This window comes from Intrasporangium sp. (genome assembly GCF_051961875.1).
Lineage (GTDB): Bacteria > Actinomycetota > Actinomycetes > Actinomycetales > Dermatophilaceae > Intrasporangium_A.
On sequence record NZ_JBQCCV010000253.1, the window covers coordinates 1 to 18,894 of the forward strand.

The following is an 18,894-nucleotide window of genomic DNA, read 5'->3' on the forward strand; positions in this document are numbered from 1 at the left end:
TCACTCCCGGCGATCACGAGAAGCGGACGGCGCTGTTCAGCACCGGCGCCGAGGCGGTCGAGAACGCCATCAAGATCGCGCGCGCCGCGACGGGGCGGCAGGCGGTGGTGGTCCTCGATCACGCATACCACGGGCGCACGCTGCTCACGATGACGATGACGGCGAAGCTGCTGCCCTACAAGGGTGGCTTCGGCCCGTTCGCGCCGGAGGTCTACCGGGCGCCGGCGGCCTATCCGTTCCGCTCACCCGTGGGGCCGGAGCGGTGCGCCGAGGACGCCCTCGCCCGCCTCGTCGAGCTGATCCAGACGCAGATCGGCGCGGACCGGGTCGCCGCGATCGTCGCCGAGCCGATCCACGGTGAGGGTGGCTTCATCGTGCCCGCGCCCGGGTTCCTCAAGGGCGTGCAGGAGTTCGCCCGCGAGCACGGCATCGTCTTCGTCGCCGACGAGATCCAGACCGGATTCGCCCGCACCGGAGACCTCTTCGCGTGTGAGCACGAGGGCATCGTGCCCGACCTCATCTGCACCGCGAAGGCGCTCGGGGGCGGTATGCCGATCTCCGCCGTCACCGGCCGGCGCGAGCTCATGGACGCGGTCGGCCCGGGCACGATCGGCGGCACGTACGCCGGCAACCCCGTTGCCTGTGCCAGCGCCCTGGCGGCGATCGAGATCATCGAGCGGGATGACCTGCCCGGCAAGGCGCGGGCCATCGAGGGTCGTGTGGTCCCTCGCCTCAAGGTCGTGGCCGAGGACGTCCCGGCGATCGGCGAGGTCCGTGGGCGTGGAGGCATGCTCGCGATCGAGTTCGTCGTGCCCGGCACGAAGGACCCGGACCCGGCGGCCGCCCGCGCGGTCGCGGCATACTGCCTCGAGCGGGGCGTGCTGATCCTCACCTGCGGCACGTTCGGCAACGTGATCCGGCTGCTGCCGCCGCTCGTCATCGAGCCCGAGCTGCTCGACGACGCCCTCGACGTCCTCGAGGAGGGCCTCCGCACCCTCGCCCCCTGACCCAGTCGACAGTGCACTTTTCCCAATCGACTGTGCACTTCTCACCCGTCGAGTGAGCGCTACGTCCCACCGGTCACGTTCGCTGCTGGGGCTGGAGTGACGGACTGCTCACTCGACTGGAGGGGATCGGGGGCCGGCCATGTCGAGTGAGCGCTCCGTCCCACCGGTCACGTTCGCTGCTGGTGCTGCAGTGACGGACTGCTCACTCGACTGGAGGGATCGGGGGCCGGCCACGTCGAGTGAGCGCTGCGTCCCACCGGTCACATTGGCTGCTGGTGCTGCAGTGACGGGCTGCTCACTCGACTTGAGGGGGCCGGGGACCGCGACGGCCTGAAGTAGCGCGGATATCCTCGCGGCCATGGATCCTGCGCACGGCAGCCGCTATGTCGACCTCATCCGGCTGGCGCTGCGGCACGGTCGCAGCGACCTCCTGCAGGGCCTCGACGTCGACGAGTTCGACCCCGACGCGTCGGTCGCTGACAGCGATGTCGACGGCGACGCACCCGAGCGGCTGGCCGATGACCTCGAGCGGATGGGCCCGACCTACGTCAAGCTCGGCCAGCTCCTCTCGACGCGGGTGGACCTCCTCCCGCCGGCCTACACCGAGGCGCTGGCGAGGCTGCGCGACCAGGTCGAGCCGTTCCCGTTCGACCAGGTCAGCCAGACCGTCGAGGCCGAGCTCGGTGCGCCCCTGCGGAGTGTCTTCAGCGAGTTCGACGAGACCCCGGTCGCCGCGGCGTCGCTCGCCCAGGTGCATCGGGCGCGGACCCGCAACGGGCGCGACGTCGTCGTCAAGGTGCAGCGGCCCGACGTCCGCGAGACGGTCCGCACCGACATGGAGGTGCTCGGCAAACTGGCGGAGCAGGTCGACCGGCACACCGAGGTCGGCCGTCGCTACGGGTTGACCGACCTGCTCGCGCAGTTCCGGCGTTCGCTGGCCGGAGAGCTCGACTACCGGCGCGAGGCGCACAACCTCGTCCGGTTCGGCGAGCTCACCGCCGACTACGAGCACCTCGTCGTGCCGCAGCCCGTCGCCGAGCTGTCGACCTCACGCGTGCTGACGATGGACCACATCTCCGGTCGGTCGGTCACCTCGATCGGGCCGCTCGGGCTCATCGACCTCGACACGCGGCCGCTCGTCGAGGAGCTCTTCTCGGCCTACCTCAAGATGATCCTCGTCGACGGCACGCTCCACGCCGACCCGCACCCCGGCAACGTCCTCGTGACAGACGACGGCCGGCTCGCGCTGCTCGACTTCGGCATGGTCACCTCGGTCCCGCGGCGGATGCGCGACCGGATCGTCAAGCTGCTCCTCGCGATCGGCGACGGAGACGGCGAGGAGGCCGCGCTCGTCCTCGCCGAGATGGGCCACCCCCTCGCCGGCTACGACGCGGGCCGGTTCCGGGACGACGTGTCGCACCTCGTGTCCAACGCCGTCGCGATGGGCAGCGACGTGCAGGCCGGATCGGTGCTCGTCGAGCTGAGCCGCCTCTCCGGCGCGCACGGACTGCGGCCGCCGGCGGAGATGTCGATGGTCGGCAAGACCCTGCTCAACCTCGACCAGGTGACGGCACACCTCGACCCCGGCTTCGCACCCGCCGAGGCGATCCGCGACAACCTCGAGCAGCTTCTCCGGTCCGGGCTCTCGGTGTCGCTGTCAGGCGCGATCGCCTCGGCCATCGAGGCGAAGGAGTTCGCCGCCCAGCTGCCACGGCGGGCCAACCGGGTCATGGACGCCCTGTCCGAGGGCGAGCTCGCGATCCGGGTCAAGACAATCGACGAGGTGCGGCTCCTCTCGCTCCTGCAGCGCCTCACCAACCGCCTCACCATGGGCATCGTGCTCGCCGCCATCGTCGTCGGCGCGGCTCTCATGATGCAGGTGCCGACCACCGCGCGGATCCTCGGCTACCCGGCCATCGCGATGGTGTTCTTCCTCGTCGCTGCCGTCGCGGGCGGCGCCCTCCTCGTCTCCATCGTCGTCACGGACCGGCGCTCGGCTCGCGCGGCGCGGCGCGACCGCGACGGCTGACCTTCGCGCGCACCGACCACCAAGGCAACGTATGCCGCCGAGCCGGCTCAGCGGCATACGTGACCTTGGCGGTGCGCGGGGTGATCCAGGAGACAGGTGACGCGGATCTCTTTGTACACCTGCGGGATTCGCGGGCTGGGACGATAAAGGTGACGGATCCTCGTGGACCCGCCGGGAACCTTCTGGGGGAGGCCGTCATGAGCACCATGACTGTCCATCGGCGCCCGACCGTCGCGAGCCGGCGTCTCGGCTACTCGATCGCGGTCGGGGTGAACGCGCTGCTGATCTACCTGGTCAATGTCTCGCCGGGCTGGCCCGTCGTGCCGTTCCTGACGTCGGCGACGGCGCAGGTCCTGCCATGGGTCAACGCGACCATGGCGGCCGGCATCGTCGCGAACTGCGTGTACATCGCGTGGGACCCGCTCTGGTTGAAGGCGCTCGGTGACATCGTCACGACGTCGGTCGGGATCGTCGGGCTGGTCCGGATGTGGCAGGTGTTCCCGTTCGACTTCGCCGGCTCGAGCATCGACTGGGTGTTCGTCGCGCGGGTCACGCTCGGCATCGGGGTCGCGGGAAGCGCCATCGCCATCATCGTGGCGGTGGTCACCCTCCTCCGGACCGTTGTGACGCACGAGTAGCCGTCGAGCCGCGTGCGTCTTGGTGCATTTGATTCGTCATGATGCGCCCGAGGCGGGATGATGGGGCACATTGTCCTGTTCGCCCCGCATCGCTGAGGAAGAGGAATGACCTTCCACGACGAGCCCGGCCACACCATGCCGTTGCCGGTCCACGGACCAGAGCCGTCCCCGGAGCCCACCGAGGAGCTGGCACCGCAGCCCGGTCCAAGTGACTCGGTCGAGGAGCCCACCCGCACGCCTCCGGCACCGCGACGGTGGCCGACCATCCTCGCCTGGAGCCTCGTCGCCGTGTGCGTCATAGCGCTCGGCGTCCTCGGCTACGGCTACAAGCAGAGCCTCGACTCCTCCCGGGACTGGAAGGCGCTCGCCGACTCGACGACCACGCAGCTCGAGTCGACCCGGGGCGACCTGGACCGCACCTCGGAGACGCTCACCAAGACGAAGGGGGCGCTCGACGACACGCGCAAGGCCCTCGACGAGACGAAGGGCAACCTCAAGGCCGTCGCCGGGCAGTACAACGACGCGTCCGAGCGGATCCGCCAGCTCGCCAACGAGAAGGCCAAGGTCGGTGACGAGGCGGGCATGCTGTCGACCGCCGTCGAGCAGGCCGGCCGGCTCCAGGAGCAGCTCGACGCGTGCGTGACCGGGCTGCGCGACCTGCAGACCTACCTCGTCAACGCGAACGACTACGACCCGGACTCGCTCGCCAAGCTGGTCGCCCAGGTCAACGCCGGCTGCGACGAGGCGCAGAGCCAGAGCAAGGCGTTCCAGGAATGGCTCAAGGGCCAGTGAGCGTGGCACGTCTCCGGCCGGGCCTGGCCGCGGGCTTCGTCGTGGTGGCGCTGCTGCTCACCGGCTGCGCCGACGCCCTGCCCCTCGCCCCGCCCACGCGCACCACACCGCCGCCGCACACCGTCACGGGCGTGCCGAGCGTGCCCGACATCAAGGCCGGGTCCGCCGCCACCGTCACGCTGAGGGGCTTCTCGGCGTACGAACGTGCCTCGCTGCGGATCCGCAACATCAGCTGCCAGGGCGTCGCGGTCGGGTCCGGCTTCGCCGTCGCGCCCCGAGTCATCGTCACGAACCGGCATGTCGTCGAGGGCGCCACGGCCCTGCAGATCCAGACCTACGACGGGCAGGACCGCAAGGTCGACACGGCCGGGGCCGCGACCTTCGCCGACCTCGCCATCGTCCGGCTCGCCGACGACCTGCCGGCGACGCTGCCGCTGGCCACGTCGAACCCGAAGCCGGGCGACGCGATCACCGTCGTCGGCTATCCCGGTGGGGGCAAGCTGACGACCTCGAAGGGCAAGGTGCTGCGCTACGGCGCGGACATCGTCGGCCAGTCGGACGAGCCGATGATCATCAACGACGCCCCGATCGAGCACGGCAGCTCCGGCAGCCCGCTCGTCGACTCGGCCGGCCAGGTCGTCGGCGTCGCCTACGCCGGCAAGCCGGAGGGGCCGTACTGGGCGGTCCCCGTCCAGCTGCTGCGCCAGATCATCGACAAGCCGTCCGAGGTCGGGGACATCCCGCCCTGCGAGTAGCCGGGCTGGGGTAGCCCGGCTCAGGTGGCCCGGCTCAGGCCGCCGCGTCGGAGGGGCGGCGTTCGCCGAGACCCGCCAGGCCCCAGCGCACCGCGGCGGTGCCGAGGCGCCCGAGTGGCCGAGCCAGCAGGGCGCTCGCGAGGTCGGGCAACGGGATGCCCAGCATCCACCGCGCCCACCCGGGCAGCACCGAGAGGCCGCCTGCGGCCAGGGTGCCGTATCCCGCACGAGCCGCCAGCGGCAACGGCGGGTTGAGCAGCAGGAAGGCCGCCGCCTCCCGGGCCGCGCGGGTCGCCTCGAGCTCCGGGCGGTACGCCTGGAGGACCGCGCGGAGGGACGCGACGTCCGTGGGAGGGTCCACGACGCCGAGCCGGCGTGCAGGGATGCCGGCCTGAGCGACATACGTGTCCGCGTCGGCTTCGGTGAGCGGCGCCGCGCTGAACGCCTGGAAGGCGCGCAGGAACGAGTCGATCTCGGCGACGTGCACCCACATCAGCAGGTGCGGGTCGCTCGCCCGGTAGGGCCGGCCCCGATGGTCGCGCCCGCGCACCCGCTCGTGGATCGCCTGCACCTTCTCGATGGCCGCCTCGGCGTCGGGGACCGTGCCGAACGTCGTCGTCGCGAGGTAGTGGCTCGTCCGCTGGAGCCGCCCCCACGGGTCGCTCTTGTAGCCGCTGTGCCCCGCGACCCCGGCCATCGCGAGCGGGTGCAGCGACTGGAGCAGCAACGAGGTGATGCCGGCCGCGAACATCGAGGCGTCGGAGTGGACCCGCCAGATCGGGTCGTCCGGGGTGAACCAGCGCGGCCCTTCTGCCCCCCAGATGCGCTGCGCCCGCTCCGGTGCGTCATCGCCCGCGACGCGGCTGCGGAGGGACCGGCCCAGCTGGCGCTGGACGAGCTGAGCCGCCATCGTGATCGCCATGAGACCACGGTACGACGCGCTCGTGCGCCGCCTCGTCACGCTCGTCGAGCGGGCGGGGCCCGACCGGCGAGTCGTCGTGGGCATCACGGGTGCGCCGGGAGCCGGCAAGTCGACGCTCGCCCGGGGTCTCGTCGAGCGGCTCGCCGCCGCTCCGCCCGAGGGCCTCGGGCCGTATGCCGCTGAGCTCGTCCCGATGGACGGCTTCCATCTCGCTGACGTGCAGCTCGACCGCCTAGGGCTGGCGCAGCGAAAGGGTGCGCCGGAGACCTTCGACGCCGATGGTTATGTCGCGTTGCTCCGGCGGCTGGTCGTGGCGGGGTCACGGACGGTTTATGCGCCGGGCTTCGAGCGGGTGCTCGAGCAGCCCATCGCGGCGGCTGTGGCTGTCGAGCCGCACGTGCGACTGGCCATCACCGAGGGCAACTACCTTCTGCTGCAAGAGGATCCGTGGTGTCAGGTGGCGCCCCTGCTCGAAGAGGTCTGGTACGTCGAGGTCGACGACGCCGTGCGGCTCGAGCGGCTCGTCGACCGCCACCTGCAGTTCGGCAAGACGACGGACGCGGCGCGGGAGTGGGTGCTGCGGTCCGACGAGGCAAATGCGCGACTTGTGGCGCCGACACGTGGCCTCGCTGATCTCGTCGTGACGATGGATTGACCTCGGACGCAAGGACATTGGGGACAATTCCGCCCCGATGGGCTGTGGACGACGGTGAGTAGCAGCATTCGCCATACGGGTTGTTGCGGACGCTCCTACTCTGGGATCGGCCAGGGGTTTCATCCTCAAGGGGGAACAATGGATCACCGTGTCCGCCGCAGGCGGATCACCGCGGCCGCTCTCGCCGCCGGCCTCGCCGGCACGACCGGAGCCCTCGTGGGCGCCGGGGCCGCCAACGCGCACGGTCAGACGTCCGGGACGACCAGCTCGCCGACCGTCATCGCGTCGGGCCTCAACAGCCCGCGCCAGCTCACCTTCAGTCCCGGGGGAGAGCTCTACGTCGCCGAAGCCGGCACGACCGGCTCCTCCAACTGCCAGATGAACCCGGAGTTCGGGAGAGTCTGTGTCGGTCTCACCGGTTCCGTCGCCCGCATTGGCGACAAGGGCCAGGTCAACCGCGTCCTCACCGGACTGCCGTCGGTCGGTGCGGCGACCGAACCCATCGGCCCGTCCGACCTCGTGTTCACGGGTAACCATGAGTTCGCCCTCACGATCGGGCTCGGGGGCTCCCCGGAGTACCGCGCCGGATTCGGTGACATGGGCAAGCTGCTCGGCAGCGTCGTCAGGGTCGACCTGCGCAGCGCGACGGGCTCGCCGAAGGTCGAGAGGGTCTTCGACGTCGCCGGCTACGAGCAGCGGGCCAACCCGGACGGGACGGACGTCGACAGCAACGGTGTGGGCATCGCCCGGTCCGGCAACGGCTGGGTCGTCGCTGACGCGGGTGGCAACGACGTCATCTCGACCCGCAAGGGCGGCTCGACCGTCGGCGTGCTCGCGCCTGTGCCGACCACCGCGCCGGTGGCCATCCCCGGTGGGCCGACGCTGCCGGCCGGGTTCCCGGCCGACGCCGTGCCGACCGATGTCGTCCGCGGGCCGGACGGCGCGTGGTACGTCTCACAGCTGGTCGGCTTCCCGTTCGAGAAGGGCTCCTCGTCGATCTGGCGCATCGTCCCGGGCCACGCCCCGCAGAAGTGGGCGACCGGCCTGACCAACGTCACCTCGCTCGCCTTCGACGACGAGGGCCGGCTCTACGCCGTCGAGATCGCGGCCAACGGCCTGATGGCCGGCCCGACCGGTGACCTCGTGCGGATCCGGCCGCACTCGTCCAGCCACGCGGTCGTGGCGGGCGGTCTGTTCGCCCCGTATGGCGTCGCGATCCGTGGCTCGTCCGCGTACGTCACGACGGGGTCCGTCCTCGCCGGTGGGGGGCAGGTGGTCAAGGTCCGCTTGTGACCGGATGAGGGCTCAGCCTTCTGGGTATGAGGTGTCACCGCAGCAGATTCCCTCGCTGGAGCACCTCCCGGGAGGTGCCGCTGTGGCGGAGTGCTCGCTCGCGCCCCTCCCCGACGAGCGAGCGCTCCGTCCTTCCCGTCGACCGGTCACTTCCCCTGGGTCGACCGGTCACCCCCGTCGAGCGCTCCGTCACTGCTGTCACACGCTCGCGGCCGGGACCGGATCGGCTCGTTACGATGCACCATGCCAAGACTCGTGCTGACCGTCATCGGCGACGACCGCGCCGGCCTCGTGGAAGCCCTCTCGCAGGTGGTGACCGACCACGGCGGGAACTGGGAACACAGTCAGATGGCCGAGCTCGCCGGCAAGTTCGCCGGAGTCGTCGTCGTCACCGTCCCGGCTGAGCAGGCGGATGACCTCGCCGGCGCGCTGCAGGGACTCGACGGCCTCCTCGAGGTGTCTGCCCATCCCGGCACGGAAGCCGCGCAGGCCGAGGCCGCCCAGCACGAGCGGCTCACCATCGACCTCATCGGCAACGACCATGCCGGCATCGTCCATGACGTCTCGTCGGTGCTGGCCAGGAGCGGTCTCAGCATCGAGACGATGAGCACGGAGAGCCGCGAGGCGCCGATGGCGGGAGGCATCCTCTTCGAGGCTCACGTCGTCGTCCGCGTTCCACCATCAGTCGACCTCGGCGAAGTCCGTCAGGGGCTGGAGCGGCTCGCGACGGAGCTCCTCGTCGACATCAACGTGACCGGCCCTGACCGGTCGACTGGGGGATAGTGACCGGTCGACGGAGGTGGGTCACTGGGCGAGGCAGTGGTACCAGTCTTCGAGGCCGTCGCCCGTGCGGGCGCTGATGCGCACGATCCGGGCGGACGGGTTCACCTGGGCGACGTTCCGCTCGTACAGGCCCAGGTCGAAGTCGAGATACGGCAGCAGGTCCAGCTTGTTGACGACCACCGTGTCGACGGCCCGGAACATCACCGGGTACTTGAGCGGCTTGTCCTCACCCTCGGTGACCGAGGAGACCATGATCCGCCGGTGCGCCCCGACGTCGAACTCCGCCGGGCAGACGAGGTTGCCGACGTTCTCGATGATGACGAGGTCGAGCGTCTCCAGGTCGAGGCCGGCCAGCCCGCGCGCGACCATCGGGGCGTCGAGGTGGCACTCCCCGCCGAAGCCGTGACCGGTGTTGAGCAGCGAGACCTGGGCCCCCATCCCGCCGAGCCGTTCGGCGTCCAGGGACGTCTCGATGTCGCCCTCGATCACCCCGGCCCGGACTCCTCTCTCCCGCAAGTACCTCAGGGTCTTCACGAGGAGCGTGGTCTTGCCGGCGCCGGGGGACGACATGAGGTTCACGCACGTGACGCCTGCGGCATCGAGCGCGACCCGGTTCGCCTCGGCGACCCGGTCGTTCTCGTCGAGGATCCGGGTGAGCACGGTGACGCGTTCCGGCTCGGTCTCGTACCCCGTGTGGTCACCGACGTCCCGCGGTTGGCCGTCGTGCTCGTGGTGGTGCGGCGCGTCCTCGTGGTCGTGCATGTGCAGGACGCCGTCAGCGTGCTGGTGGAACCGGCCCATACCTGTCTCCTCGTGCCTCGGCCGCTTGCGGCCACACCGGAGAGTCACCGAGCTCGAGCGACTCGACGAGCAGCTCCTCACCGGCGACGACGTCGACGTGCCAGCCGGCGCAGCCGCCGCACGACAGCATCAGCGCGTCGGTGACCACCGTGCGGCTTCCGCAGTCGCGGCACTGCAGGGTGACGGGCACGTGCTCGATCTCGAGGCGCGCACCGCTCAGGGGCGTCCACTCGGTGAGCAGCTCCCAGCAGTACTCGAGCGTGTCGGGCACGACCTGCCGCAGCGCCCCGACGCGCACGTGGACCACCTCGACGGGTCGCCCGTCCCGGGCCCCGTCGGCGATCGTGTAGATGCTGTGGCACAAGGCCATCTCGTGCATGCGCCACCTCCCGCCGTTCCATCGTCGCACCGGAGCCCGCCGGACAGCCACCCTCCGATTCGCCTCACCGGACCGGTCCCGCGGGCGCATCCTGAGAGCCATGAAGTTCCTCGTCCTGTGGCAGCTCGACCTCTCCCGCCTCTCGGAGGCAGTCGCGCGAATGGTGGGCCGGATGCCGGAGTATGGCGCCCGCCTGGAGTCGCAGGGCAAGGTGCTGTCGCGCTACCACGTCGTGGGGGCGCACGGTGGCGCGTGGATCTACGAGGCCGAGTCAGCGGAGGAGCTCGAGCGCCTCCTGGCCGGCGCCCCGGTCTACAACGTGGCCACCTACACGGTGCACGTCCTCGCCGACATGGACGACGCCCCGGCCGACACGGACGACGCCGAGGCCCGGGACTGAGGCACCAGGCCGGCCGTCACCCCAGTCACCAACCACCACTCTTCGGGCGGAGCGGTCGCATCCTGAAGAGATCGCCGAGTCACCGGTTGACGGACTCCCCGAGCAGGGCCACCGTGGAGAGATCGCGTCCCACATCGAGGTGTCCATGAGGATCCCACGGTGACGACCCACCCGACCGAGCTCGGGGCGCGCCGCCACCTCGTCGTGAGCCAGCGGCTGCGCGAGCGCCGCCGGGACCTCGGCCTGACGCAGAAGCAGGTCATCACGCGGCTCGCCCGGCTCGGTGTGGCGAGCAACAACAAGGCCCTGAGCAGCCTCGAGCACGGCTCCGGCATCGACGTCGCCAAGCTGCCCGAGCTTGCCGCCGCTCTCGACTGCACGGTGACGTGGCTGCTCGGCCTCACCCGCGACCCCGCGCGCTGGGAACCGGACGAGGACCAACCGGCCCGACGCGGCACGCACATCGGGAGCGTCACCCACGTCGACAGCGAGCGGGCGTCCGAGCCCGCGCCCGAACCGGCCTGCGAACCCAGCCCCGTGCCCATCGGCGCCACGCGCCCGAGGGCGGGCACAGCGTCATACCCCCGGTCCATTCCCCGGGTGATCGGCCCCATCGCCTCGGAGGAGTGACCCATGACCGAGCTCACCCGACGGCAGCTGCTCCAAGGGGCGGGTGCCCTCGGCGGCGCCGCGCTGCTCGCGGCGTGTGAGGCGGTGGCGCCGACCGCGGCGGGGACGGTCGGCGCCGTCGGCGCGCCGATCGGGCGGATCCGGCTCACCGACCAACGCGACAAGCGCATCACTCTCACCCACCCGGCCCGGCGGGTCGTGACCATCCCCATGCCGGCCGCGTCGATCTTGATCGCCGTCGACCAGGGGCCGGAGCACCTCGCCGGGATGCACGACGCCTCGTGGCAGGCGATCCACAGCGGCATCCTCGGCAGGATCTTCCCCAAGGCCCTCGCCATCCCGCACGACGTCGCGGACAACTCGTTCGTGCCCAACGTCGAGGGCGTCCTCGCGCTCAGACCCGACCTCGTCGTCCAGTGGGCCGACGACGGCGACCAGGTGATCGCGCCACTCGAGAACGCCGGGCTGGCCGTGATCGGCCTGACCTACGGCACCCTCGACGACGTCAAGACGTGGATCACCGACTTCGCCACCGCGCTCGGGCGACCCGATCGCGCGACCAGCCTCAACCGGGCGCTCGAGGAAGGACGGCGGACCATGACCGCGTTCGGCCTCGCCCGCCCGAAACCCGGCCCCAAGGTGCTCTACTTCAACCGCTTCGCCGGCGGTCTCAAGGTCGCGGGGACCGGCACGTTCAACGACGCGTACATCCGGATGGTCGGCGCCGAGAACCCGGCGAGCGGTCCCGGCGGCGCCCCGGGCAAGGGGATGGTCGGCGTCGGGCCAGAGCAGGTGCTCGCCTGGGACCCGGACATCGTCCTGCTCGGCAACTTCGATGCCGCGCAGCCGGCCGACCTCTATGGCGCCCCGGTCTGGAGCGGGTTGCGGGCGGTCAGGGAGCGCCGGGTCTACAAGTGCCCCCTCGGCGGCTATCGCTGGGACCCGCCGAGTCACGAGTCGCCGCTCATGTGGCGCTGGCTCGGCATGGTCGCCTTCCCCGACGCACCCGGGCACGACCTGCGCGCCGACGTCTCCACTGCATACCGGACCTTCTACGGCTACACGCCGACGCCCGAGGACCTCGACGAGATCCTCCAGCTCAAGGCGAACGACGGGTCCGCTCATTACGAGCAGTTCCATGCTGCTTGAGAACCGCAGGCGCTCCGCGCCCGTCCCGTATGCCGCTCAGCCGGTTCCTTGGCGACGGCCCGGTGCCGCCGTCGTGGCCTCTGGCCTGGTCGTCGTGCTCGTCGCGCTGATGGCGCTGACGGTCGGGCGCTACCCGGTGCCGCTCGGCCACGTCGTCGGGGTGCTGTGGGCGCAGGTGAGCGGTAGGTCGTGGACCGGCAGCGTGACGGAGCGCGACGTCGTCCTCCTCGTTCGGCTGCCCCGGGTCGTCCTCGCGATGCTCGTGGGGGCGGGCCTGGCGGTGAGCGGGGTGGCCCTGCAGGCGACGTTCCGCAACCCGCTCGTCAGCCCGCAGATCATCGGGGTCTCGTCGGGGGCGTCCTTCGGCGGGGCGCTCGCGATCCTGCTCGGGCTGGGGTCCGGCTTCGTCGTCGGCGGTGCGTTCCTCTTCGGGCTGGTGGCGCTCGCCGTGGTCTTCCTCGTGACGGCGGGGCGGGGCGGGGCCTCGGTCCTCATGATCGTGCTCGGCGGGGTCGTGACGGGGTCGTTCTTCGCCGCGCTCGTCTCGCTCGTGACCTACGTCGCCGACCCGTACACGTCACTGCCGTCGATCGTCTTCTGGCTGCTCGGAAGCGTCGCGACGGCGACCTTCGGGAAGGTGCTCGTCGCCGTCGGTCCGATCGCCGTCGGGATCATCGTCATCGCCCTGCTCCGGTGGCGCCTCAACGTGCTGTCGCTCGGGGACGAGGACGCGGCGGCCGTCGGGATGCGGCCCGGCCCGGTCCGGTGGACCGTGCTGTGCGCCGTGACGCTGACGGTGGCCGGTGCCGTCGCGGTGAGCGGGGTGATCGGGTGGGTCGGGCTCGTCGTGCCGCACCTGACCCGGATGTGGGTGGGGCCGGACCACCGGGTGCTCCTGCCGACGTCGTGCTGCGTCGGGGCGGCCTTCCTCGTCGTCGTCGACACGCTCGCGCGGACCGTGACGGCGAGCGAGGTTCCGCTCGGGGTGCTGACGGCCCTCATCGGGGCTCCCGCGTTCTTAGTGCTGCTGCGGCGACACCGCGACCGGGTCTGGGACAGGGCGTGAGGTAACTGGTGCTCACCGTCGATCGGCTCGGATTTGCTTGGCGCGAAGGCCAATGGGTCTTCCGCGAGGTCTCCTTCACCGTGGCTCCGGGGTCGGTGACTGCCGTCCTCGGCCCGAACGGCCGGGGGAAGACCACACTCGTCCGGTGCGCCGCCGGGATGCTGAGATCAAGGGAGGGGTCAGCGCGGCGTACCGGGCCCATCGGCTACGTCCCGCAGGTCCGGGGGAGCGCCTTCGCTTTCCCGGTGCGCGAGATGGTGCTGATGGGCCGGGTCGGACACGTCGGTGTCTTCGCCGTGCCCGGCTCGAAGGACCGCGCGGCGGCGGAACGGAGCATGGCGCGGGTCGGCATCGACCACCTGGCTGACCGGCCGTTCCCGTCGCTGAGTGGCGGCGAGCAGCAGCTCGTCCTCATCGCCCGGGCGATCGCCGGCGAGCAGCCGATCCTGGTCCTCGACGAGCCGGCGACCGGGCTCGACCTCGCGAACCAGGGCCAGGTGCTGCGTCTGGTCCGCTCCCTGGCCGCCGATGGGCTGTCGGTACTGCTGACGACCCACCAGCCGGAGCACGCCGTGCTGGTCGCCGACCAGGTCGTCCTCATTCATGGCCCGACCGACGTGCACTGCGGACCGGCTGCCGAGCTGCTGACGGACGAGGAGCTGAGCGCGCTCTACGGGGTGCGGGTGCGCAGCGTGGGCCCGACAGCGGCGGGGTCATCGGTGGCGTCAGCGCAGCGGTCACTCGTCGTCGACTTCGGGCTGCCCGCACGGTTGTGGCCACCCGCGTGACTCCTGGGACGGAGTGCTCACTCGGCTGGAAGGTCGAGTGAGCGTTCCGTCTCAGCCGTCCCTGCAGCCCCGCTGGCCGCGTCAGCCGAGGGCCAACGCTGGGCCGGAGTGCTCCATGCCGCCGTTCACGAGCGCGAGGTGCTGCGCCGTGTAGTGCTTCAGCGCCGCCAGGGTCCGTGGTTCGAGCCGGTCGCAGACCCACTCCCAGTGCATCGACACCCAGTCACCGACCTCGAGCTCCGGCCCGAGCCCGACACGGTCGACCGACCGCACGACCGTCTCAGGTGCCGGCTCACCCAGGGTCAGGCGCCGCCCGTCCCACTGCAGCGCCTGCGACTCCACGACCGCCTGGTCACCCTGCAGCGCCGCGACCCGGCCCCACCGGATCCGGCACCGGTCGAGCACCATGAGCGCGTGCTCGGCGTGGCGGTCCTCCCCGAGCAGCCCGATCCACGGGTAGATGCAGAACACGTGGAACGAGTGATGTGGCACGCCGCCCGCGACGACCCCTTCCGCGAGGTTCGAGAAGCGCGGGCCCGCCCGGAACCGGAACCGGTCGTCCATCGAGTTGCCGATGTTCGTCGCACCGACGCGGTCCAGGAGCGGGTTGCCGACCCAGTACGCCTCGACGACGCGCCGGTCGAGCGGGTCCTCGATCCCGGTGGCCCCGGCGATGAGCTCGAGGTACGGCCACGCGCCCGCGAACGCCTGCGCGAGCAACCGGAACCCCGGGTCCACCGCGCCGGTCACCCCGTACTCGAGGAACGACTGGCTGTCACCCGGCCCGCAGTAGCCGTGGCTGTTCGGCGGGAAGGCATAGCGGACGAACAACGTTGGTCCAGAAGCAAACTCGGTATGCCGCTCACCCCGCTGCGGGTGGACGTCACCACCCGTGGGGGGTGACGTCGCGAGCGGTGCCGGACTCAGCGGCATACCTGATGCGGTTGGGTCATCCATTCATGAGTCCTTCCGCTCCGGGGCCGCCGAGGAGGGCCATCGCGTCCCGGGCCTCGTCGGCGGTCATCGGTTCGAGCGCGAAGCCGCTGTGGATGAGGACCCAGTCACCCGGCCGGACGGGTGCCGCGAGGAGCGCCATGTTGATGGGTCGCACGCTGCCGCCCACCTCGACGTCCGCGAGGTCGCTGCCCTCGGTCCACGCGACGACCCGGCCGGCCAGTCCGAGGCACATGGCGTCACATGCTCCGGATCTTGAGGTAGCGCCGGATGTCCGGCAGCCCCTCGATGACCGCGGCCACGGCAGCCGCGACGAGCGTCCAGCCGATGATCCTGCCCATCGTCATCTCCTCACTATCCGTCGCCCGTCCCGCGGTGGGAAGGTTCCGCTGCCTGATAGCGCCTCGCGCACGCAGCCTCGACGACGTCGCTGACGGCGCGCGCGGCCGTGGGTACCTGCGCCGCGACGACGGGGCTGAGCCCGATGCCGTCGGCGGTGCTGACGGGCTCGCAGCCGACGATCGTCACGTGGCCGAGGCGGCCGCCGAGGGCGGGGACGAGCGAGAGGACGGCCTCGGGTGCGAGGTCATGGCCGTCGACGGCCGGTTCTGGGTGTGGCCGCTCGGCGGGCCGGGCCGGGCCGGGCTCGACGACGTAGACGGTCCCGGGAGGTCCGTCCCGGTGCATGGCGTCGACGAGGATCAGGTCGGTGTCCCCGCCGAGCAGGTCGTAGGCGAGGTGCAGGCTGCTGATCCCGTAGTCCCGCAGGGTGACCCATTCCGGCCAGTCGATGCGCTGGCCCGTCAGGTGGGCGAGGACGGCAGTCGCGACACCGTCGTCGCTCTTGAAGATGTTGCCGACGCCCGCCACCAGCAGTTGCCGGCTCATGGCGTCGCCCCGATCGGCTCGACCTCGTCGGGACGGAAGTAGAGGAACCGGCCGTAGTCGAGGGCCACGTCCCGGCCCGGGTCGTCGTCGAGGACGACGGCGAGGTGGGTCTGTCCGTCGACGTCCTCGACGACGCGCATGACAGTCGCCGGGCGGCCGGCGAGGAAGAGGTCCTGGGCGTCGGTGGAGGTGGCGCGGGGCCGGAGCATCACGTGGGTGCCGACGGCCACCTCGGGTGGTCTGGTGTCCGGGGCGTCGGTCGGGCCATTGGGGCCCGTCCAGGCCTCCCGCGGAGGTGTGCCGGGTGGTGGCCCTTCGTCGGTTGGTGGTCTCTCGACGTGCTCGAGGTAGCGGATCGCCCCGTGCAGCCGGTCCATCAGGTCGGCAGGGAGACCCTCGACCCGGTCGAGGACCTGGGCGGCCCGCGCGTCGGTGCCTCGGACGGCCCGCTTCTCCGCGTCCGTGAGGGTGAGGGCACGCAGGCTCAGCATCTCGTCGATCTCGGTGCCGTCGCAGAACTGCGTCGTGCTCTCGGGTGCGAGCCGGGGGTGGTCGGGAAGGATGATCGGCGAGCAGAGGGTGAGGTCCGCGCTGGTCGGCGGGCCGGCCAGCACCGGCCAGACACCGTCGTTGCGGCAGCCGGCGATGTGGTCGGCCGCCCACTCGGGCGGGTCGGTCAACGACAGGAACCGACCGTGGTCGAGCCGGACGAGCAGGTGGGCGGCGACGAGGGATCGACGCAGCGCCTCGGCCCGGTCTGGTGCTGCCGAGGGGTCCTGGTGGTTCTCCTGCCACCGGGTGGTGTTGCGTACCTCGATCGTCAGCCGGCGCACGCCGTGCGGTCCGGGGAGTGGCTGGAGGCCCACCGTGATCGTCGCCGTCAGGGGGAGTCTGGTGCGCACGAGTCGCCCCCCGGGGACCTCCTCGATGTCGGTCCCACCGGGGATGGCGGCCTCGGCGGTCTGGGTGTCGTTGCCCGTCAGCGTGAGGTCGAGCGCGACTTCGACGTCTTGGGGTGCCGCCTCGTCGAAGGGCAGGTACTCGACGTCCCCCGCGCGGAGGCGGTCGACGGGGGTGTATCCATGACCGCTCGACCCAGCGTTTGTGACCGGTCGACGGGGGGAAGGTGACCGCTCGACGGTGCGGCGCTGGACCTGGAGGAAGCGCAGCCGCAGCTGGCCGTTCGTCGGCCGCCCGTCGAGGAGCAGCTCGGCGTGCAGGGCGCTGCGCTCGGACGGATCCACCGCGACAAACGAGGGCGGCGCGAGGACGCCGAACTGCCAGCGGACCACGTTCTTCGCGTCGTCGGCCCGGTACGGATAGAGGACGTAGCCCTCGTAGAGCACCGCATCTGCGACCGGCAGCACCTCCTCGAACGTCGTCACGGCTCGCGCTCCTCGAGGAGCCGGGCGATCGCGTCGTCCCAGCCCAGCAGGCCGTGGGCGGACCGGTACCGCGACAGCGCGTCGAACGTGTCGTGCCCGACCCGCAGCCAGGCCGATCCCGGGAAGTGCTGGTCCATCGCGTCGCGCCACGTCGCCACCGGCAGGCCGAAGCTCGTCTCCCGGTCCCACGGGATCGGCAGCACCTGCAGCCGCCCGTCGCGCTCGCTGAACCACGTGCCGCTGAAGAGGACGAGGAGCGGCACGACGCCGTCGTCGAGTGCCGCGAGGTATTTGTTGGCGGCGACGTCGACGTCGTAGCTGCACGGCAGGTGCAGCGCCACCTCGGTCGACCCGACGAAGCTCGGCACCATCGCGGAGAGGAACGCGAGCTGGAGCGGTTTGAGGGACTGCGCCCAGCCGGTCCGCGCCCCGAACAGGTCGGCGAGCGCCTCGGCCTCCCGGTCGTCGTAGCGCCGCCGCTGGGGAAGGATCCGCACCTGGGCGCGCAGCGCGATCGCATGGACGGGTATGCCGCTCTCCTCCGTCACCTCGACGTGCAGCAGGACGGTGGGCCCGGCCGCGTAGCGGTCCGCCTCGGCCCCGACACAGGTGAAGCGCGGCCCGCCGATGACCGACGGCGCGCCGAGGGTGTGCTCGAGGTCAGTCACCGGCAGACACCTGCCTGTGACGGTCGACCCCATGGCGGTCGACGCGCACGCTCCGCCGATCGAGGTCGGTGAAGAACTCCGCGATGCGGTCCCAGACCTCCTTGCCTCCGGCGAAACCGGTCCAGTGCCGGCGGGCGATCCCGACGAGCTCGTAACAGACGTCGACCGGCACGAGGTAGCAGTCGAACCGGCCGCCGCGACGGCGGAGCAGGGCCGCCTCGACGTCCGGCTCGACCGTGTCGAGCACCGGGTTCGCGGCGAGGACTTCCTGCCAGGCGGCCAGGTCGAGCAGCGACTCGGTGGCGCCGCCCGGCCCCGGGTAGCACGCGGTGAGGTCGGTCGCCGTGGCACTGGTGGTGCCTTGCAGGAAGAACGCCACGTCGACCGGCACCTCGAGCGACTCCCAGACCGCGCTGGTGAGGTCGACGTCGGTGACGGACCGGACGCGCTCGGGCAACCCGCGGTAGCGACCTCCGCCGGCGCCGCGCCCGGTGAAGAGCAGGTAGCAGGCCCGGCACGTGCACAGCAGCCGGCGCGCCTCGATGTCGGCCACGTGCCCGTGCCGCGCGTCGAGCTCGGCGCTGCACATCTCGCAGACCTCGCGGGGCCCGGCCGGTCCCGCCTCCGGCACGGAGGTGCCCGGCCGCGCCAGCCGGCGCAGCCTGCGGATCGGGTCGGCCGGTGTGGTCGTCACGACGACGGGGCGCCTTCTCGCGTGGCGGACCGCGGCTGCAGGCCCGGGCGCAGCCCGATCTGCAGGACCGGCTGGCGCCGCTCCGCAGCGACATCGACCGAGGCGATCTCCGGGGCCGCGGCGAGCACGGCGGCCTCCACCGCACCGGTGACGGTGGCAGCGGTGGAAGCGCACCCGCTCGCGACGAACGCGAACCTCGCGACTCCGGCCTCGTCGAC

At 71.5% G+C, this 18,894-nt stretch carries 23 protein-coding genes and 1 pseudogene; 13 read left to right on the top strand and 11 right to left on the bottom strand.

The window, feature by feature from the left end; genetic code table 11:
* The 5 genes from ACTHJJ_RS15200 to ACTHJJ_RS15220 form a co-directional block, all read left to right on the top strand.
* Positions 1–1,007, top strand: a 1,007-nt coding sequence (locus ACTHJJ_RS15200; protein WP_440303784.1) for an aminotransferase class III-fold pyridoxal phosphate-dependent enzyme, incomplete at its 5' end; no start/stop codon positions are given.
* Positions 1,008–1,365: 358 nt separating this feature from the next.
* Positions 1,366–3,036 (top strand): ABC1 kinase family protein, encoded by a 1,671-nt coding sequence (locus ACTHJJ_RS15205; RefSeq protein WP_440303785.1) that lies wholly within the window; start codon positions 1,366–1,368, stop codon positions 3,034–3,036.
* A gap of 197 nt (positions 3,037–3,233) precedes the next feature.
* On the top strand, positions 3,234–3,674 hold the full coding sequence (locus tag ACTHJJ_RS15210) for a hypothetical protein (protein WP_440303786.1): 441 nt from the start codon (positions 3,234–3,236) through the stop codon (positions 3,672–3,674).
* 105 nt (positions 3,675–3,779) lie between these two features.
* Positions 3,780–4,466 (top strand): hypothetical protein, encoded by a 687-nt coding sequence (locus ACTHJJ_RS15215; RefSeq protein WP_440303787.1) that lies wholly within the window; start codon positions 3,780–3,782, stop codon positions 4,464–4,466.
* Positions 4,467–4,468: 2 nt separating this feature from the next.
* The gene (locus ACTHJJ_RS15220) at positions 4,469–5,221 is read left to right on the top strand and encodes a S1C family serine protease (protein WP_440303788.1); all 753 of its coding nucleotides are present in this window, start codon (positions 4,469–4,471) and stop codon (positions 5,219–5,221) included.
* 34 nt (positions 5,222–5,255) lie between these two features.
* Here the strand turns inward: ACTHJJ_RS15220 and ACTHJJ_RS15225 are convergent, their stop codons facing one another.
* Positions 5,256–6,143, bottom strand: a complete 888-nt coding sequence (locus ACTHJJ_RS15225; protein ID WP_440303789.1) for an oxygenase MpaB family protein — start codon at positions 6,141–6,143, stop codon at positions 5,256–5,258.
* On the opposite strand from ACTHJJ_RS15225, the gene ACTHJJ_RS15230 reads away from it, so the two are divergent.
* The 3 genes from ACTHJJ_RS15230 (at position 6,142) to ACTHJJ_RS15240 (ending at position 8,874) form a co-directional block, all read left to right on the top strand.
* Positions 6,142–6,798, top strand: a complete 657-nt coding sequence (locus tag ACTHJJ_RS15230; protein WP_440303790.1) for a nucleoside/nucleotide kinase family protein — start codon at positions 6,142–6,144, stop codon at positions 6,796–6,798. The genes ACTHJJ_RS15225 and ACTHJJ_RS15230 overlap by 2 nt on opposite strands.
* Before the next feature lie 138 nt (positions 6,799–6,936).
* Positions 6,937–8,091 carry a ScyD/ScyE family protein gene (locus ACTHJJ_RS15235; RefSeq protein WP_440303791.1) on the top strand — a complete coding sequence of 385 codons (1,155 nt, stop codon included), beginning with the start codon at positions 6,937–6,939 and terminating at the stop codon, positions 8,089–8,091.
* 243 nt (positions 8,092–8,334) lie between these two features.
* Positions 8,335–8,874, top strand: a complete 540-nt coding sequence (locus ACTHJJ_RS15240; RefSeq protein WP_440303792.1) for a glycine cleavage system protein R — start codon at positions 8,335–8,337, stop codon at positions 8,872–8,874.
* 21 nt (positions 8,875–8,895) lie between these two features.
* Here ACTHJJ_RS15240 and hypB read toward each other — a convergent pair whose 3' ends face one another.
* The gene (gene hypB / locus ACTHJJ_RS15245) at positions 8,896–9,675 is read right to left on the bottom strand and encodes a hydrogenase nickel incorporation protein HypB (RefSeq protein WP_440303793.1); all 780 of its coding nucleotides are present in this window, start codon (positions 9,673–9,675) and stop codon (positions 8,896–8,898) included.
* Entirely contained in the window at positions 9,650–10,054 is a 405-nt protein-coding gene (locus ACTHJJ_RS15250; RefSeq protein WP_440303794.1) for a hydrogenase maturation nickel metallochaperone HypA, read from the bottom strand. The genes hypB and ACTHJJ_RS15250 overlap by 26 nt, the downstream gene beginning before the upstream one ends.
* A 100-nt stretch (positions 10,055–10,154) precedes the next feature.
* Between ACTHJJ_RS15250 and ACTHJJ_RS15255 the strand changes: the two genes are divergently transcribed.
* The 5 genes from ACTHJJ_RS15255 (at position 10,155) to ACTHJJ_RS15275 (ending at position 14,087) form a co-directional block, all read left to right on the top strand.
* Positions 10,155–10,454 carry a muconolactone Delta-isomerase family protein gene (locus ACTHJJ_RS15255; RefSeq protein ID WP_440303795.1) on the top strand — a complete coding sequence of 100 codons (300 nt, stop codon included), beginning with the start codon at positions 10,155–10,157 and terminating at the stop codon, positions 10,452–10,454.
* A gap of 159 nt (positions 10,455–10,613) precedes the next feature.
* Positions 10,614–11,084 (top strand): helix-turn-helix domain-containing protein, encoded by a 471-nt coding sequence (locus tag ACTHJJ_RS15260; RefSeq protein ID WP_440303796.1) that lies wholly within the window; start codon positions 10,614–10,616, stop codon positions 11,082–11,084.
* Positions 11,085–11,087: 3 nt separating this feature from the next.
* Complete coding sequence (locus tag ACTHJJ_RS15265) at positions 11,088–12,233, top strand: ABC transporter substrate-binding protein (RefSeq protein ID WP_440303797.1); 1,146 nt, start codon at positions 11,088–11,090, stop codon at positions 12,231–12,233.
* On the top strand, positions 12,223–13,299 hold the full coding sequence (locus ACTHJJ_RS15270; protein ID WP_440303798.1) for a FecCD family ABC transporter permease: 1,077 nt from the start codon (positions 12,223–12,225) through the stop codon (positions 13,297–13,299). Before ACTHJJ_RS15265 ends, ACTHJJ_RS15270 begins: the two co-directional genes overlap by 11 nt.
* A gap of 8 nt (positions 13,300–13,307) precedes the next feature.
* On the top strand, positions 13,308–14,087 hold the full coding sequence (locus ACTHJJ_RS15275) for an ABC transporter ATP-binding protein (RefSeq protein ID WP_440303799.1): 780 nt from the start codon (positions 13,308–13,310) through the stop codon (positions 14,085–14,087).
* An 81-nt stretch (positions 14,088–14,168) separates the two neighbouring features.
* Here ACTHJJ_RS15275 and ACTHJJ_RS15280 read toward each other — a convergent pair whose 3' ends face one another.
* The 8 genes and pseudogenes from ACTHJJ_RS15280 to ACTHJJ_RS15315 all read right to left on the bottom strand — a co-directional run.
* Positions 14,169–15,044, bottom strand: a complete 876-nt coding sequence (locus ACTHJJ_RS15280; protein WP_440303800.1) for a DUF6390 family protein — start codon at positions 15,042–15,044, stop codon at positions 14,169–14,171.
* Complete coding sequence (locus ACTHJJ_RS15285) at positions 15,037–15,276, bottom strand: HypC/HybG/HupF family hydrogenase formation chaperone (protein ID WP_440303801.1); 240 nt, start codon at positions 15,274–15,276, stop codon at positions 15,037–15,039. Before ACTHJJ_RS15285 ends, ACTHJJ_RS15280 begins: the two co-directional genes overlap by 8 nt.
* Before the next feature lie 4 nt (positions 15,277–15,280).
* Complete coding sequence (locus tag ACTHJJ_RS15290; RefSeq protein ID WP_440303802.1) at positions 15,281–15,382, bottom strand: DUF6893 family small protein; 102 nt, start codon at positions 15,380–15,382, stop codon at positions 15,281–15,283.
* A gap of 13 nt (positions 15,383–15,395) precedes the next feature.
* Complete coding sequence (locus ACTHJJ_RS15295; RefSeq protein ID WP_440303803.1) at positions 15,396–15,929, bottom strand: hydrogenase maturation protease; 534 nt, start codon at positions 15,927–15,929, stop codon at positions 15,396–15,398.
* Complete coding sequence (locus ACTHJJ_RS15300; RefSeq protein WP_440303804.1) at positions 15,926–17,314, bottom strand: hypothetical protein; 1,389 nt, start codon at positions 17,312–17,314, stop codon at positions 15,926–15,928. The genes ACTHJJ_RS15295 and ACTHJJ_RS15300 overlap by 4 nt, the downstream gene beginning before the upstream one ends.
* Positions 17,311–17,982 (bottom strand): DUF6084 family protein, encoded by a 672-nt coding sequence (locus tag ACTHJJ_RS15305; RefSeq protein ID WP_440303805.1) that lies wholly within the window; start codon positions 17,980–17,982, stop codon positions 17,311–17,313. The genes ACTHJJ_RS15300 and ACTHJJ_RS15305 overlap by 4 nt, the downstream gene beginning before the upstream one ends.
* Positions 17,975–18,676 carry a DUF5947 family protein gene (locus ACTHJJ_RS15310; RefSeq protein ID WP_440303806.1) on the bottom strand — a complete coding sequence of 234 codons (702 nt, stop codon included), beginning with the start codon at positions 18,674–18,676 and terminating at the stop codon, positions 17,975–17,977. The genes ACTHJJ_RS15305 and ACTHJJ_RS15310 overlap by 8 nt, the downstream gene beginning before the upstream one ends.
* Positions 18,673–18,894: pseudogene (locus tag ACTHJJ_RS15315) on the bottom strand (hypothetical protein); the annotation flags it as partial. The gene ACTHJJ_RS15310 and the pseudogene ACTHJJ_RS15315, both read right to left, overlap by 4 nt.